Annotated in this window: 15 protein-coding genes; 7 read left to right on the top strand and 8 right to left on the bottom strand. The window is 68.3% G+C overall.

Features of this window, described 5'->3' with window-relative positions; translation table 11 throughout:
* The first annotated feature begins 70 nt into the window (after positions 1-70).
* Positions 71-967, top strand: coding sequence for a lysostaphin resistance A-like protein (locus ACIBQ1_RS54885; RefSeq protein ID WP_397290798.1), 897 nt, complete (start codon positions 71-73; stop codon positions 965-967).
* 8 nt (positions 968-975) lie between these two features.
* Here the strand turns inward: ACIBQ1_RS54885 and ACIBQ1_RS54880 are convergent, their stop codons facing one another.
* Positions 976-1,662 (bottom strand): response regulator, encoded by a 687-nt coding sequence (locus ACIBQ1_RS54880; protein WP_397290796.1) that lies wholly within the window; start codon positions 1,660-1,662, stop codon positions 976-978.
* Positions 1,659-1,928, bottom strand: coding sequence for an ATP-binding protein (locus tag ACIBQ1_RS54875; protein ID WP_397290794.1), 270 nt, complete (start codon positions 1,926-1,928; stop codon positions 1,659-1,661). Before ACIBQ1_RS54875 ends, ACIBQ1_RS54880 begins: the two co-directional genes overlap by 4 nt.
* Here ACIBQ1_RS54875 and ACIBQ1_RS54870 point away from each other — a divergent pair.
* Entirely contained in the window at positions 1,845-2,192 is a 348-nt protein-coding gene (locus tag ACIBQ1_RS54870) for a hypothetical protein (protein ID WP_397290855.1), read from the top strand. The genes ACIBQ1_RS54875 and ACIBQ1_RS54870 overlap by 84 nt on opposite strands.
* Here the strand turns inward: ACIBQ1_RS54870 and ACIBQ1_RS54865 are convergent.
* Together ACIBQ1_RS54865 and ACIBQ1_RS54860 are read right to left on the bottom strand one after the other, a co-directional pair.
* Positions 2,147-3,214 (bottom strand): integrase core domain-containing protein, encoded by a 1,068-nt coding sequence (locus ACIBQ1_RS54865; protein ID WP_397290793.1) that lies wholly within the window; start codon positions 3,212-3,214, stop codon positions 2,147-2,149. The two genes, ACIBQ1_RS54870 and ACIBQ1_RS54865, sit on opposite strands and share 46 nt — an antisense overlap.
* A 164-nt stretch (positions 3,215-3,378) precedes the next feature.
* Complete coding sequence (locus ACIBQ1_RS54860) at positions 3,379-5,442, bottom strand: AAA family ATPase (protein ID WP_397290791.1); 2,064 nt, start codon at positions 5,440-5,442, stop codon at positions 3,379-3,381.
* Between the two features lie 317 nt (positions 5,443-5,759).
* On the opposite strand from ACIBQ1_RS54860, the gene ACIBQ1_RS54855 reads away from it, so the two are divergent.
* The 3 genes from ACIBQ1_RS54855 to ACIBQ1_RS54845 all read left to right on the top strand — a co-directional run bounded on the left by ACIBQ1_RS54855 (position 5,760) and on the right by ACIBQ1_RS54845 (position 8,297).
* Positions 5,760-7,118 carry an FAD-dependent oxidoreductase gene (locus ACIBQ1_RS54855; RefSeq protein ID WP_397290789.1) on the top strand — a complete coding sequence of 453 codons (1,359 nt, stop codon included), beginning with the start codon at positions 5,760-5,762 and terminating at the stop codon, positions 7,116-7,118.
* 201 nt (positions 7,119-7,319) lie between these two features.
* On the top strand, positions 7,320-7,652 hold the full coding sequence (locus ACIBQ1_RS54850; protein ID WP_397290787.1) for a hypothetical protein: 333 nt from the start codon (positions 7,320-7,322) through the stop codon (positions 7,650-7,652).
* Positions 7,653-8,159: 507 nt separating this feature from the next.
* Positions 8,160-8,297 carry a hypothetical protein gene (locus ACIBQ1_RS54845; protein WP_397290785.1) on the top strand — a complete coding sequence of 46 codons (138 nt, stop codon included), beginning with the start codon at positions 8,160-8,162 and terminating at the stop codon, positions 8,295-8,297.
* A 97-nt stretch (positions 8,298-8,394) separates the two neighbouring features.
* Here the strand turns inward: ACIBQ1_RS54845 and ACIBQ1_RS54840 are convergent, their stop codons facing one another.
* The gene (locus ACIBQ1_RS54840) at positions 8,395-8,856 is read right to left on the bottom strand and encodes a hypothetical protein (protein ID WP_397290783.1); all 462 of its coding nucleotides are present in this window, start codon (positions 8,854-8,856) and stop codon (positions 8,395-8,397) included.
* A 1,390-nt stretch (positions 8,857-10,246) separates the two neighbouring features.
* Between ACIBQ1_RS54840 and ACIBQ1_RS54835 the strand changes: the two genes are divergently transcribed.
* Together ACIBQ1_RS54835 and ACIBQ1_RS54830 are read left to right on the top strand one after the other, a co-directional pair.
* On the top strand, positions 10,247-10,669 hold the full coding sequence (locus ACIBQ1_RS54835) for a nuclear transport factor 2 family protein (RefSeq protein WP_397290854.1): 423 nt from the start codon (positions 10,247-10,249) through the stop codon (positions 10,667-10,669).
* 144 nt (positions 10,670-10,813) lie between these two features.
* On the top strand, positions 10,814-11,413 hold the full coding sequence (locus tag ACIBQ1_RS54830) for a TetR/AcrR family transcriptional regulator (protein ID WP_397290781.1): 600 nt from the start codon (positions 10,814-10,816) through the stop codon (positions 11,411-11,413).
* Here ACIBQ1_RS54830 and ACIBQ1_RS54825 read toward each other — a convergent pair.
* The 3 genes from ACIBQ1_RS54825 to ACIBQ1_RS54815 form a co-directional block, all read right to left on the bottom strand.
* Positions 11,374-11,622, bottom strand: a complete 249-nt coding sequence (locus tag ACIBQ1_RS54825; RefSeq protein WP_397290779.1) for a hypothetical protein — start codon at positions 11,620-11,622, stop codon at positions 11,374-11,376. The two genes, ACIBQ1_RS54830 and ACIBQ1_RS54825, sit on opposite strands and share 40 nt — an antisense overlap.
* 140 nt (positions 11,623-11,762) lie before the next feature.
* Entirely contained in the window at positions 11,763-11,966 is a 204-nt protein-coding gene (locus tag ACIBQ1_RS54820; protein ID WP_397290777.1) for a hypothetical protein, read from the bottom strand.
* 38 nt (positions 11,967-12,004) lie between these two features.
* The gene (locus tag ACIBQ1_RS54815; protein ID WP_397290776.1) at positions 12,005-12,661 is read right to left on the bottom strand and encodes a GntR family transcriptional regulator; all 657 of its coding nucleotides are present in this window, start codon (positions 12,659-12,661) and stop codon (positions 12,005-12,007) included.
* Positions 12,662-12,695 lie beyond the last annotated feature (34 nt).

The following is a 12,695-nucleotide window of genomic DNA, read 5'->3' as shown; positions in this document are numbered from 1 at the left end:
CGGCTCCGATCCCTAGCCTCACTTAAGCCGCGGAAGACACCGCGAACATCTGATCCAAAGGATCGCGAGCGTGGCGTCCACCGAGCATCCGAGAACCACCCCTTCGCACACCGGTTCGGCCACGGGCCGTGGCCGGTTGCGCAGGTTCCGGTTCCCCGTCCTGCTGGTCGCGTTGTTCGGCGTGATGACGGTGATGACCGGGATCAACCAACTCGTCTCGCCCGTACCGATCCTCGCCCTGCCGGTGGGGGTCGGCCTGGCCATCATCGCTGTCACCTGCTACCGCTGGTTGTGCCGGGTCGTCGAGCTGCGTCCGGACGTCCCCGAACTCGGGAAGACGCGGCGATGGTCCCAGCTGCGGCGCGGGATGTTGCTCGGGTCGGGCCTGTTCGCCGGGTTGATGGCGCTGATCGCGGTGTTCGGTGGCTGGCAGGAGCTGTCCTGGGGTTCCTTCGGCGGCTTCCTCGGCACCGCGGGCCTGATGGCGAGCGTCGCCGTGACCGAAGAACTGCTGTTTCGCGGGGTGGTGTTCCGCATCATGGAGGAACGTACCGGCACGGTGATCGCCCTGGTCGTATCCATGCTGCTGTTCGGTGCGATGCACCTGGTCAACGCCAACGCCACCCTCTGGGGCGCGTTCGCGATCGCCTTGACGGGCGGAGCCATGCTGGCCGCCGCCTACGTCGCCACCCGCTCGCTGTGGCTGCCCATCGGCCTGCACTTCGCCTGGAACTTCGCGCAAGCCGGGATCTTCGGTGTCACGGTCTCCGGATCGGCCGTGCCGCCCGAGGGCCTGCTGAACGTCGCGCTGTCCGGCCCGACCGCGCTGACCGGCGGCGTCTTCGGCCCTGAGGCCAGCCTTTTCGCGCTGCTGGTCTGCATGGTGCCCACGATCCTCCTGCTGCGGCGGGCCGCCCGAGCCGGCCGGATCCGGCCTCGGCCGCACCGCGCCGAGTTCTCCCCCTGACCGCCGCGTCACCCCTGATCGGCGGACACCAATCCCACCCGGTAGGCGAGCACGACCGCCTGTACTCGGTCGCGCAGGTCGAGTTTCGTCAGGATCCGCGACACGTACGTCTTGACGGTCTCGGTGCTGATGGACAGTCGCGTGGCGATCTCCGCGTTGGACAGGCCCTCGGCGAGCTGTTCGAGTACTTCCAGCTCCCGCTGGGTCAGCGCCCGCACGACCTCCTGCAGGGCCGGCCGGGCGGAGTCGCTGGGGCGCAGGCGCTCGGCGAAGTGGCCGATGAGGGCCCGGGTGACGGCGGGCGCGAGCAGGGAGTCGCCGCGCGCGACGGTGCGCACGCCGTCCACCAGTTCCTTCGGCCGCGCGTCCTTGAGCAGGAAGCCGCTGGCGCCTGCCCTGAGTGCTTCGTAGGCGTACTCGTCCACGTTGAACGTGGTCACCACCAGTACCTTCACCGGAGCGGCGACGCCTGGCCCGGCCAGTCGCCTGGTGACCTCGATGCCGTCCAGGACGGGCATCCGGATGTCCATCACGACGTCCGGCAGCAGCCGCCGGGCGGCCTCGAGCGCCGCGCGGCCGTCCGCGGCATCGCCGACGACCTCCATGTCGGGCTGGGCGGAGAAGATCGTGGTGTAGCCGGTGCGCACCAGCTCATGGTCCTCGCAGATGAGCACCCGGATCGGCGTACTGGTCATGCGGTGCTCCTGAAGGGGATGAGAGCCCGGTCGCTGAACCCGCCCCCGGGCCGGGCGCCGGCGGACAGCTCACCGTTCAGCATCTGGATGCGCCGGCGCAGCCCGTCCAGCCCTCGTCCCCCGGACGGCACGGCGGGACCTTCCACCAGAGCGGACCCGTCGGTGGTCACCTCGATGTCGATGTGGCCGGCGCGGTGGTGGACCGTGACCCTGGTGGGTCGGCCGGTCGCGTGCTTGATGGCGTTCGTGAGGGCTTCCTGAACCACCCGATACGCGGCCAGCTTGACGTCGACGGGCTGAGGCAGGCGCTCGCCGTGCTCGGTCAGTTCGACGGGCTGGCCGGAGACGCGGGCCTGTTCGACCAGGCCGGCAATACTGTCGAGGCCCGGCGTACGGTTGGCGAGCGCGTCGTCGCCGGTCGCCTGAAGGGTGTCAAAACTCGGCCCAAGGCCCTGACCCGCCTCTTCATGACTGCATCCGTTGGTCAGCCAGCGCGCTGGTACTCGTTGATCAGCCCGCCGAGAACGTGACGACGCTCGATCCGGTCCAGCGGGAGCAGGATCACGTCGGAGTCATCATTGGTGGGAGCTCGGAGGGCGAGGGAGCGGTGCGGCCGGTGGCGATTGTAGTGATCGGCGTATTCGTCCAGCACGGTGCGAAGGTGCCGTTCGCCGAAGATCAGCAGTCGGTCGGTGCATTCCGTGCGGGCGGTGCGGACCCATCGCTCGGCAAACGCGTTCGCGCGAGGCGACCGCGGCGGGATCTTCAGCACTTGAATGCCGTCGCCTGCGAAGACCTCATCGAAGCTGCTGGTGAACTTCGTGTCCCGATCCCGAATCAGGAACCGGAACGTCCTGGCCCGGTCCGTCAGATCGGCGAGAAGATTACGGGCTTGCTGGGCAACCCAAGCGCCATCAGGGTGCGCGGTCACGCCAAGCACGTGCACGAACCGGGTGCCGACCTCCACCACGAAGAAGACGTACAACCGGCGCAGCGTGACGGTGTCCACCGTGAAGAAATCACACGCCAGCGTGCTCGCGGCGTGGGCGCGGACGAAAACACGCCAGCGGTCATCGGCCCGTCGCGGCGCCGGACCCAAGCGCCCCCGTTTCAGGACCCGACGGATCGTCGCACCGCTCACCTGATGGCCCAGATGCCGCAGTTCGCCACGGATACGCTCGTAACCCCAGCGAGGATTCTCCCGCGCCAGCCTCTGGATCAACGCCACGACCGCCGAATCGGTCGCAGGCCGTCCCATCCTCCGGTGCGGGTAGGTCCAGTGACGCGCGACCAGGCGCCGGTGCCAGCGCAGCAGCGTCCCTGGCGTCACCAGTCGGTGAGCACGCAGCACCGCCGGCAGTCCTCTGGCCAGCGCGGACAGCACCGCTCGATCCGCCCATGACAGCCTTGGACGGCGAACCTGACGGCGCAGCACGGTGACCTCGTGCCGCAGGACGAGGATCTCCAAGTTCTTGGACGCGTCGCTACGGGGCAGCAGCGTCAGCCAACCCACGATGCGGCAGAAGATCATATAGAAGAAACGGAGCGTCACGAGCCTCGAGCATGCCTGACCCAGGCCATTGCTTAGACTTAGGCCAGGAAGCCGAGACAAACCCGCAGCTCACGACCGTGAACGGAGTATTGACATCCTTCAGGCAGCCACGATCATCGGGTTTCCGAGCCGCTCGCGCACTTCTGGCCGGCGTACACCGGCCGTCATCGCGCCGGTGAATGCGAGGTGCCCGTGCCGTACACCTCGCAGTGCCACAGGTGGGCGCAGACGCGTTCGATGCCCGAGACGAGGTGACGGCGGTAGGTGGTGAAGGGCAAGCCGAGCCGTTGGGCGGCCAGTTCCTGGGTCGGCACCCCGTGCAGGTAGGTGGCCGCGATGGCCCGATGGAACTTGACCGAGCGCGGGTTCTCCCGTAATGCCTCGATCGCCTGCTCCACCAGTTCGCGTAGCGCCTTGGCCGAGTCCTGCTCGGCATGCTCCGCGACCAGCCTGCTGCGCGCCAGAGGGGACTCCGCCAGTACGTCCACCCGCGACAGGTGGCGCAGCACTTTGCGGATCGCCTCGGCGAACTCCTCCTGCGACAGCACCACCAGCCGCCCCGCCGTGACCCCGGTCTTCTCATGCGGGTCCGGCGCCCTGGATGGGTTCAGGTGCTCCAGCCAGGTCTGCGGCGGCACCGCCCGCCAGTCGTGAACGAACAAGGTGTACGTCTCATTCTGCAGCTGTGGCCCGCCGGGGAGGTCATGCATGTCGTGGTACCGAAAACAATCCACCCGGCCCGGGCTGGGCCGTCGTATCGCGAGATACGACCATGCCATCCGCTCCGACCGCAGACAATTGCCGATCACCCGCCACTGGAGCAAATCCATGACCGGTGAATTACCGCGGTAGGAGGGCAGGATCCACGACCGGCCGACGGCAAGATACTCGCCATCGCGCAGCGGCGCGGAAGCGCGCGCGTGCGCCCACGCCGCTGCCACGATCGGATCGGCCGCGAGTTCGGCTTCATCGGGCTCCGGCAAACGCAGCCACGCGTAGAAAGCCACCGGTTCTCCCGTCTCGGTCCGCCGGTATATTCGAAACGCCTCCGGTTGCCGCCGCATCCAGAAGTCGGCATTCGCCGCGGACGACTCACCCTCGGCCGTGTTCGCCAGCCGCCGCAGCGTGCCGACATCCTCGGCCCGCATGACGTCCTCCTGGACCTCGCCCTCGTCGTACCAGCTGTGCGGGTCGACCATCGCCTCGTTGCCGCGATGCAGGTAGAACAGTGCCGCTACCGTGCTCAGCACGCCGGGACCGGCCGCCGTACGCACCTTCTCCGTCAGATGCGCGTGGATGCGGCCGTGCATGGCCGCATAGCCCTGCGGATCACGCCACCGCAGGTCCGCCTCCAGCACCTCCCGCACCACGTCGTGCGGGTACAGCCCGAGGCTGCTCGACTCCACGAACGGGAGCCGCCGCAGCCAGCCGAACAGCGTCCCCGGATCCTCCGGCAGGACCGCGCGGAGCAGCTCCTCCGTCGTCATGTAAGCGTGCGCGCAGATCTCCAATGCGTGCCGGTGCGCCACCGACGGCACCTCACCCACCAACTGGTCCAACAGGGTCGCCACCACGTCCTGGTTGGGCGTCCAGCGTCGGCTCGCTCCGCCGTCCTTCACCGCCACCGCCGCCCCCAGCAGCAAGGCCAGCGGATTCCCGCCGGCGAAGGCCAGCAGGGGCTCGCGCAGTTCGTCGGCCACTCCGCAGCTGTTCACCAGCGCCTTGGCGTCCCCCGGCGGCAGGTCGCGCAGCGACATCACCTCCAGCGCCCCCGACCACCCCTGATCGGCCTGCCACTGCAGGTCCGGTGGGAACCGGCCCGCGATCACCATCAACGCCCCCACGCGCAGCCGAGGCAGGAAGCGCTCCCTCAGCCAGCCCTCCAGCCCCTGAATCCGCTCGAAGGTGTCCACCAGGAGCACCGCCTGCTCGTCTCGCAGTATCGGCTCCGCCTCGGCCTCGAACGCCTCGGGCGAGGGTTCCAGAGTTCGTCCGTCCACCCTCGCCACCGACCGCCCGGCGGCCGCCGCCTGCCGCGCGAACCGCCGTAGCAGCGCCGATTTCCCGATGCCGCCGGGGCCATGCACGTACATGACGCTGCACCGGCCGCCGTACAGAGCCGTGCTGAAGACCGCGAGTTCCTCGTCCCTGCCCACGAACGCCTGCTCACGCGCCGCCTGCAAACGCCCGCCCAGAAGCTCGGACTTGTTGTCAATTCCCGGTGACATGACGCTGACTCTAGCCGCTGGTCGGCTGCCGGTTCTGCTGAATCAATGCGTATTCCGGCGCATTCGAATGCGCCATAAAGCGGGAAATTCTCAAGGTCTACCGCAATGGCGCTGGGGGCCCATTCGGTTAATGCAGGAACCGTTCATTGGACGGCATCGGGCTGTCACTGCAGGGCCGATGTCCCTACCGGTATGAAGGTCGCTGAACCTGGCGGTTGAATAATCCGCGCCGGCCCGGCTCGCATCCTGTGAATGGGTAGATATTGGTCAACAACTTGGCCTGGGAGGTGAGCGCCGGTCCGGCTGACCATGCACCAATGACGGCTGACGTAGTGGTATTGGGAGCGGGGCCCGCGGGGCTGGCCACGGCTCTCCTTCTCTCCGCTGACGGGTACCGAGTGACAGTGCTCGACCGTGATCCGGCCGAGCCGACTGCTCGTGATGGTCAGGGCATGTCGCGGTTCCGTCAGCCACATCTGCTCCTGCCTCGCGGACTGGCCGTCCTGGAACGGCTGTTGCCCGAGGTGGTCGCCGCGATCGAGAACAGTGGCGGCCGACGCTGCAACCTGCTTGCCGGCGCGCGCGCCGAGCCCGGTCGCCGGTACGAGGCCATGGCGGCGCGACGGCCGCTGCTGGAGGCCGCGCTGACCGTCGTTGCGGCGCACGAGCCGAACATCGAGATCCGGCGCGGCGCCGCCGTCCGCGCGCTGCTGACCGGGCATTCGCGTAAGTCCTGCCTCCCCCGCGTTCGCGCGGTGACGACAGAAGACGGCGAGACGCTGGAGGCCGGGCTTGTGGTGGACGCGAGCGGATGCGATTCTCCGGTGAGCGGCATGCTGGGCGACCTTCGCCGCGTTCAGCGGTCCGCGGTACGGACGGACGCGGGATTCAACTACTATTCGCGCTTCTTCCGCAGCGCCGATGGCTCCCTGCCTGCCCAGCCGGCCTGGCTGCTCGACCACCACGACAGCGTCTCCACACTTGCCCTGCCCGGCGACAACGACATGTGGTCGCTGACACTGGTGGTCTCCAGGAGGGACTGGGTCATGCGGTCGCTCTATGAGGAGGACATCTGGAACCGGGCCGCGGCCTTGTTCCCCGAGCTGCGCGAGTGGACCACGTATGGCGAGCCCATCACCGGCGTGCTGACCACGGCCGGCCCGGCCACTCGGCGGCGCCACCTGATCAGCGAGGGCCGCCCTTCAGTGACGGGACTGGTCAGCGTCGGAGACGCGTGGGCGACCACCAATCCGACGTTCTGCCAGGGCACGTCGATGGCATTGGTACAGGCCGAGCTGCTACGCGACGCGCTACGGGCGCAGGCCGACCCGGAGAACCTCATCCTCCGGTACGAGGAGGCGGCGCAGGCGGCCCTCGGCCCGTTCTATGACACGCTGCGCTTTTGGGAGCGCAACCGGCTGGCGGAGATCTACACCCGGATACGCGGCGGGCGCTTCTACGGCAGTGCGGGCTGGACCACAGCCAAAGCGCTGGAGGCCGCGAAGCTGGCCGACCCGGAGGTGCTGACGGCGATGGGAGACATCGGTTCCATGCTGGTCTCGCCCGATGAGGCACTGGCGCGCCCGGGCGTCGTGGGCCGGGCGATGTCCCTGGGGGCGGACGAGTCGGCGCCCGCCCTGGGGCGGGCGGAACTGCTCGGCGCGATCACCCGATGACATGACTCCTTCTCGCCCACGGTGGCTGCCCTGATCGGGCGGGACGCGTGCCCGTCCAGAGTGCGTGCGTGCCGGGAGCAGAGCGGCAGAGGTGCATTTCCGGCCAGTCGTCCGCCCGCTCTCGGCCCACGCCGCTCAGCGAAGCGAAGGAGATCGAAGGTCCATGTCACGGGAGAGTTCATCTTTCCCACCATCCGCGGGGTGGCAGACAAGCTCAGCGACGAGACACCGATCCTCAGCACCCGACTGGTGCCCGGCACGTCCGAGACGTCCTATGCACGCGTTTTCGAGCACTCGCTGCCGGGCCGCGACAACACGTACGTCATGGTGTTCATGGGGGTGAAGAACGGCCGCCGCATCTTCTACGGCTGGTCTCCAAACGGCTGGGACAACTGGCAGTTCAGCCCCACCCCGCTGGTCAACCACGAGCCCGACGGCGTCACCGACATCTCCGGGCCGAGCCTCGTCAAGCGCAACGGCACCACGTACGTCGCCTACCACGGCAGCGACGGCAGGATGCGGATACCGAGGTAGGCAACGCTTTCGACAAGGAGGTCCACCTCGGCGTCTTCCACTCGCCGATCGCCTCGGACAACGGCCGCGTGGCCGCGCCATCGTTCGGCACCCAGGACGGCGTCGAGTACACGTTCTACGAGGCGGGCCAGCGCCTGAGCGTGCGCATCTGCATCGCCAAGGCCGTCTGACGGCCACCAACGGCCAGACCGAGGAACAGGTCATGTTCGCCGGCCAGGAGAACTGATTCGCGCCCCCTGCCGGTCCCATAGTCGGACACTCGTCGCCCTTGAGCGTCGGCGTACCCACACGGGACCGGCGGCCCTCGCAGCCGATGACCGCGACGGCTCAATGCGTACCAGGCGGGGCCTGACCTTGGCGTCGCCCTCGTCAGCGAAGCAATCCGCTCGGGAGGTGGCGTCCGGCCCATCGGCGACCTTGCACACGCGGAACAGCGCCGTGTCGAGCGGCCGCCGCCACCCGGTTGACGGCCACTGCCAGGAAGCCGACGCGGATCGTCAGCTTGGTGTGGGAGCCCAGGTTGGACAGTGCGAACGCCGCGCCGCCGAAGTGCTGCTGGCCGGTGACGGTGGCGAGCTCCTGGGCGGGCTCTGGAATAAGTCCGGCGGCTACCTGTCCACCGCTCGGGCGGCGTCCGGCATGTAGGTGGCGCGAGCTCGGTCTGGGCTCAGGCATGGGGGCACCCGCCAGGCCTACCGGACCCTGGCCTCGATCAAGAGATCGCTACTGGGATCACCGGCTGTCACGCCCAGGTCAGGTGCCGGCTGGGGGAGTCCAGATAAGCTCGCTCGCCCTGGCACCACAGTTTGACACGGCCAATGTAGTTGCCCTTCACGCCGCCCATCGGCGCCGGATACTTGTAGCGGTTGCCGGACCAGAGCACCGGGTCGCCATCGTCGCTCCAGCCATTCGGCCCGTGATATTGCAGCTTGATGCTGCAGCTGGGGCTCGTGTCCACCCAAGTGACCCAACTGGAAACAAGGGCCTTTCTACTGCTGTTGTTGGTGTGGATGCAGACCTTTACCCGCACCTTGGCACTCCAACTGATGCCGTTGATGGCGTCCGAGCGCACGGACTCCAGCGTTCCGCTCTTACAGGCGGTGCCGTCCGCGAGTGCCGGGGTCGCGGTCACCGCAGCGGTGATTCCGGCCATGAGGACGGCGGCCATGGCGCAACCCGCCGCCTTGGCAATGGGTCTGAACATTGATGGCTCCCTGAGTTCTTCGGGGGTACGTCTGTGTGTGAGCCATCAGACTGGTCGGCGAGACTACTCACGTACCAATCCGATCGCTGTCCACTAACTGTCAAAGGACCTGCAGCGGAGCCTGTCTGACCGGGGCTCGCCGGCGGTCCAGGCCGTGGGTGTCGGATCGGCGGTTGAGTGCCGGCATCACAAGGTCTGTACGCCTTCGGGGCCGCCATAGTCGCCCTGGATGTGTAACCGCCGGGTGCCAGGACGAGCACTCAGGCAGAGGATGCTTATAACGGCGCCGGGGCAGGCCGACCAGCTGGTCGAGCCCGGCACGCAATCGCGGGACCATGATCTCGGCCCGTGCGCCGAGGTGGTGTAGTACCGCAAGATACATGCCCGTACCCGTCCGGTGGGGCCGCCCGACAGGGAGAACCACTCCTGCTCGATGTCCGCGTCCTGCTCCGGCGAAGCCGCCACCTCCGGTCAGGCCTCGCCGTCCTGGTCCGCCTGCGCTACGGGCAAGGGCCGATGACCTCGATGAACGCCTGGACCCCATGGTCCAGAACGGGTATCGGCAGGGCAGCGCGCGGTGTCGGACCGCGGGCCGGACACCGTGCCTATCCGCGGAACGCCTCCCCAGATCTGATCACCGCGGAGAAGGGGATCGGGAATCCTGAGCAGACGCGGTTCCCTAGCCACTCTCCGCAGTCCGTCCCCGGCCGGGATCCCGGGCGGGGCGTCAACAGTTCGTCGCCATCGTCGGCGACCCCGGGCCGGAGTCTCGTCGTGGTGCCGGACCGGTGCAGCGCGTAGTCGTCCCTTTCAGCGCCGCCTCGAACCCGCTCACCTTGAGTTTCGCCGGGGCATCGAACACCTGCGCCTTGGCGGTGACCTGGCCCGGTACGTTGGCGCGCCGCTCTCGGCGCGGCTGAAGCTCCGCACCGGGTATCCGGCTCGCGATCCACTCCTGGGAGGACGGAGCCACGTGTCTGACCGTGCAGCAGGTCACCAGGTCGGTACGTGCGCGGGGCGCTCGTTTCGCAGGAAGTAGGTGGGCACCGGCCGCAAGCGCCTGGAGGCATTCCTCCCCAGGGCCGCGTGGTTGCCGCCCATCACCGTGCCTATCGTGGGCAATCGCCGTCGCCCGAGCAGGCGATGATCGGCGCCGTTCTCCAGATCGTTCCGCGCAGGCGGAGCTGGATCTGGCGACCGGACATCGAATGACCATCCGGCCGATGACAACGCCGCCAGGGCGGGCCGCCGCGACAACGTCGGCATGAGCGTTCCTGGGGCATTGCGCACTGTCCGCGCCTGCGTGGACAGGAGTTGGTGGCCGGACGGCCTGGGAAATGAGCAGTCCTTTGCGGTCAGCTAGGCCCAGACGACGAAGGAGCCAAACGTGATGGAGACCGAGGCGAAGGCCCTCACCCCGACCGAGTCGACCAACCGCAGAACCATCGCCGAGATCTACTCGGCGCTGGCCACCGGCAACATGGAGGCGTTCGAGGAGTGCCTGGCGCCCAACGTCAAGTGGACGGTGATCGCCGGCGCCGGGACCGGCGGCACCTACTACGGCAGGCACAAGATCGTCAGCATGGTCCTCGCACCGATCGCCGCGGACTGGGCCGACTTCGAAGTCACCCCCTTCGAGCTCACTCCGGCCGGCGCCAAGCTCTTCGTCGTGGGTGAGTACCGGGGGGTGCACCGAGCGAGCGGGAAGGTGGGAGCGGCCAGGTTCGTCCATGTCTGGCACCTGAGGGATGGGATGGCGCAGCGATTCGAGACCGTCTACGACAGCCACGCCCTGTGGCTGGCAACGCAGTAGCCCCTGCCTCGCCCAGCCGAGACGCACTCCTGAACCGCTGTGCCGGGCAAAATGGGCACTTTGTGGACACGAACCGGCCTGGGAATTGAGCAACCATCCGCCCGATGCTGGTCTGGCACGATGCCTGACCGTGGGAGGACACATATGCTTGCCGAACATTCCTCGCCCCAGGAGCGCAGCGCCGCTGCACGTGCACGGCTTCTGGCCGCCGCCGACGAGCTCTTCTACGCCGAGGGCATCCAGGCAGTCGGCATCGACCGCGTCATCCAGCATGCTGGCGTGGCCAAGGCCACCCTCTACAACACCTTCGGCGGCAAGGAAGAACTGGTGCGCGCCTACCTGCGGGCCCGCCACGCCGCTACGCGGGAGCACATGAGCCGCGAGCTCGAACGGCGCTACCGCACGCCACGGGAGCGTCTTACCGGGGTCTTCGAGGTGCAGGGCCTGTCCTTCACCGCGCCGGGCTTTCGCGGGTCCGCCTTCGTCACAGCCGGCGCCAACATGCCACCCGGCGGGGCCGTCGAGGAGGCGTCCGCCGACTACCGCACCTGGCTGCACTCGCTCTTCCACGATCTCGCCCAACAGGCCGGGGCCAACGACCCCAAGGGATTGGCCCGCCAACTCGTCCTGCTGTACGACGGCGCGGGCATCAGCGCCTGGCTGGATCACGACCCGAGCGCCGAAACCACCGCCCGCACCGTTGCTCAAGCGCTGGTCGACACCGCGATACCCGCGGACTCATAGCCGTGGGCGGTACCCAGTGGTCCGCATCGCACGCCGTCGAAGTACAGGCGCAGCCGCTCCTGCTTCTCGGTGTAGCGGCGGTCGTCGCGGACCGACCGCAGGCCGCGCTCGGTGAGGGAGAGGGCGTCGGCGCTGCCCTCCAGGCGGCCGATGCCGCCCAGGAAGCGCAGCACCCGGTCGACCATGTGCTCGGAGACGCCCAGGAACACTGCGATGTCCTGGAGGCGGGTGAATCCGCCCTCGGCGATGGCGAGGCCGACGTACCGGTCGAGGAGGTCGAACGGGCCTGAAGGGTGTCAAAATCAGGACCAAGGCGTTGACCTGCGCATTCGTGACGGCACCTCGTTGGTTAGCCAGCGCGCTGGTACTCGTTGATCAGCCCGCCGAGAACGTGACGACGCTCGATCCGACCCAGCGGCAGCGGGATCACGTCGGACTCATCATTGGTGGGAGCTCGGAGGGCGGCCCCGTCGAACGTGTCGCCCGCGCCGGATGCGTCGACCGGGATGACCAGATGGGCCTTGACGTGGGTGACCTCGCCGCCGTCGGCCACCAGAGCCCCTGGCATCGGCGGCCGCGGACCTCTGGATCTCACGGCAGTGACGCGAGCATCCGCTCTCCCGCCGATCGCAGATGGGCGGTCATCGCGGCCGCCGCAGCCGGGCTGTCGCCCGCCACGACTGCTCGTACGATGGCTTCGTGCTCGTCCCGGGTGAGCTCGGCGGCGCCTTCCCGGGCGTAGAAGATCCGGAAAGCGCGCGAACGGACGAACAGCCGCTCCAGCGTCTCGGCCACGACCAGGTTCCCGGACATCTCGGCGAGTTTGCCGTGCAGTAGTTCGTCGGCCTTGGCCAGCATGGTGAGGTCCCCGCCGGGAACGTCGACCTGCCGGCGCAGGAACGCCCGGTCCTCCGCGCGGAACTCCCGGGCGGCACGGGCGGCCGTGGGAGGTTCGAGCAGCAGCCTGCACTCGTACAGGTCGGAGATCGTCTTGTGGTCGGGCAGGTCGGCGGCGACGAAGCCGCGGTAGGGGTGCTTGCTGACCAGGCCGTCGGCCTCCAGGCGGCCCAGGGCCTGGCGGATCGGCGTGTTGGAGATCTTCAGCTGGGCCGCCAGGGCGTCGATCTTGACCCGGCTGCCATGTGGGATGTGGCCACTGAGCAGCATTTCTCGCAACACGTCGTACACGTCGTCGGCCAGCACTTGCCGCCGGGGGAGCGCCGGTGCCGGCGCGGGTGAGTCGGTCATCCAAGCCTCCTGACGTTCACAACATAGCGACAAA

The organism is Nonomuraea sp. NPDC050153, from assembly GCF_044460125.1.
Lineage (GTDB): Bacteria > Actinomycetota > Actinomycetes > Streptosporangiales > Streptosporangiaceae > Nonomuraea.
The sequence above is the reverse complement of the archived record's forward strand: the minus strand, read 5'-3'. Positions and strand labels throughout refer to the sequence as shown.

Bases quoted from the DNA above. Each gene is read 5' to 3' on its own strand.
- ACIBQ1_RS54860 (WP_397290791.1), bottom strand. From the start codon at position 5,442: ATGTCACCGGGAATTGACAACAAGTCCGAGCTTCTGGGCGGGCGTTTG.
- ACIBQ1_RS54880 (WP_397290796.1), bottom strand. From the start codon at position 1,662: ATGACCAGTACGCCGATCCGGGTGCTCATCTGCGAGGACCATGAGCTG.
- ACIBQ1_RS54855 (WP_397290789.1), top strand. From the start codon at position 5,760: ATGACGGCTGACGTAGTGGTATTGGGAGCGGGGCCCGCGGGGCTGGCC.
- ACIBQ1_RS54815 (WP_397290776.1), bottom strand. From the start codon at position 12,661: ATGACCGACTCACCCGCGCCGGCACCGGCGCTCCCCCGGCGGCAAGTG.
- ACIBQ1_RS54830 (WP_397290781.1), top strand. From the start codon at position 10,814: ATGCTTGCCGAACATTCCTCGCCCCAGGAGCGCAGCGCCGCTGCACGT.
- ACIBQ1_RS54840 (WP_397290783.1), bottom strand. From the start codon at position 8,856: ATGTTCAGACCCATTGCCAAGGCGGCGGGTTGCGCCATGGCCGCCGTC.
- ACIBQ1_RS54835 (WP_397290854.1), top strand. From the start codon at position 10,247: ATGGAGACCGAGGCGAAGGCCCTCACCCCGACCGAGTCGACCAACCGC.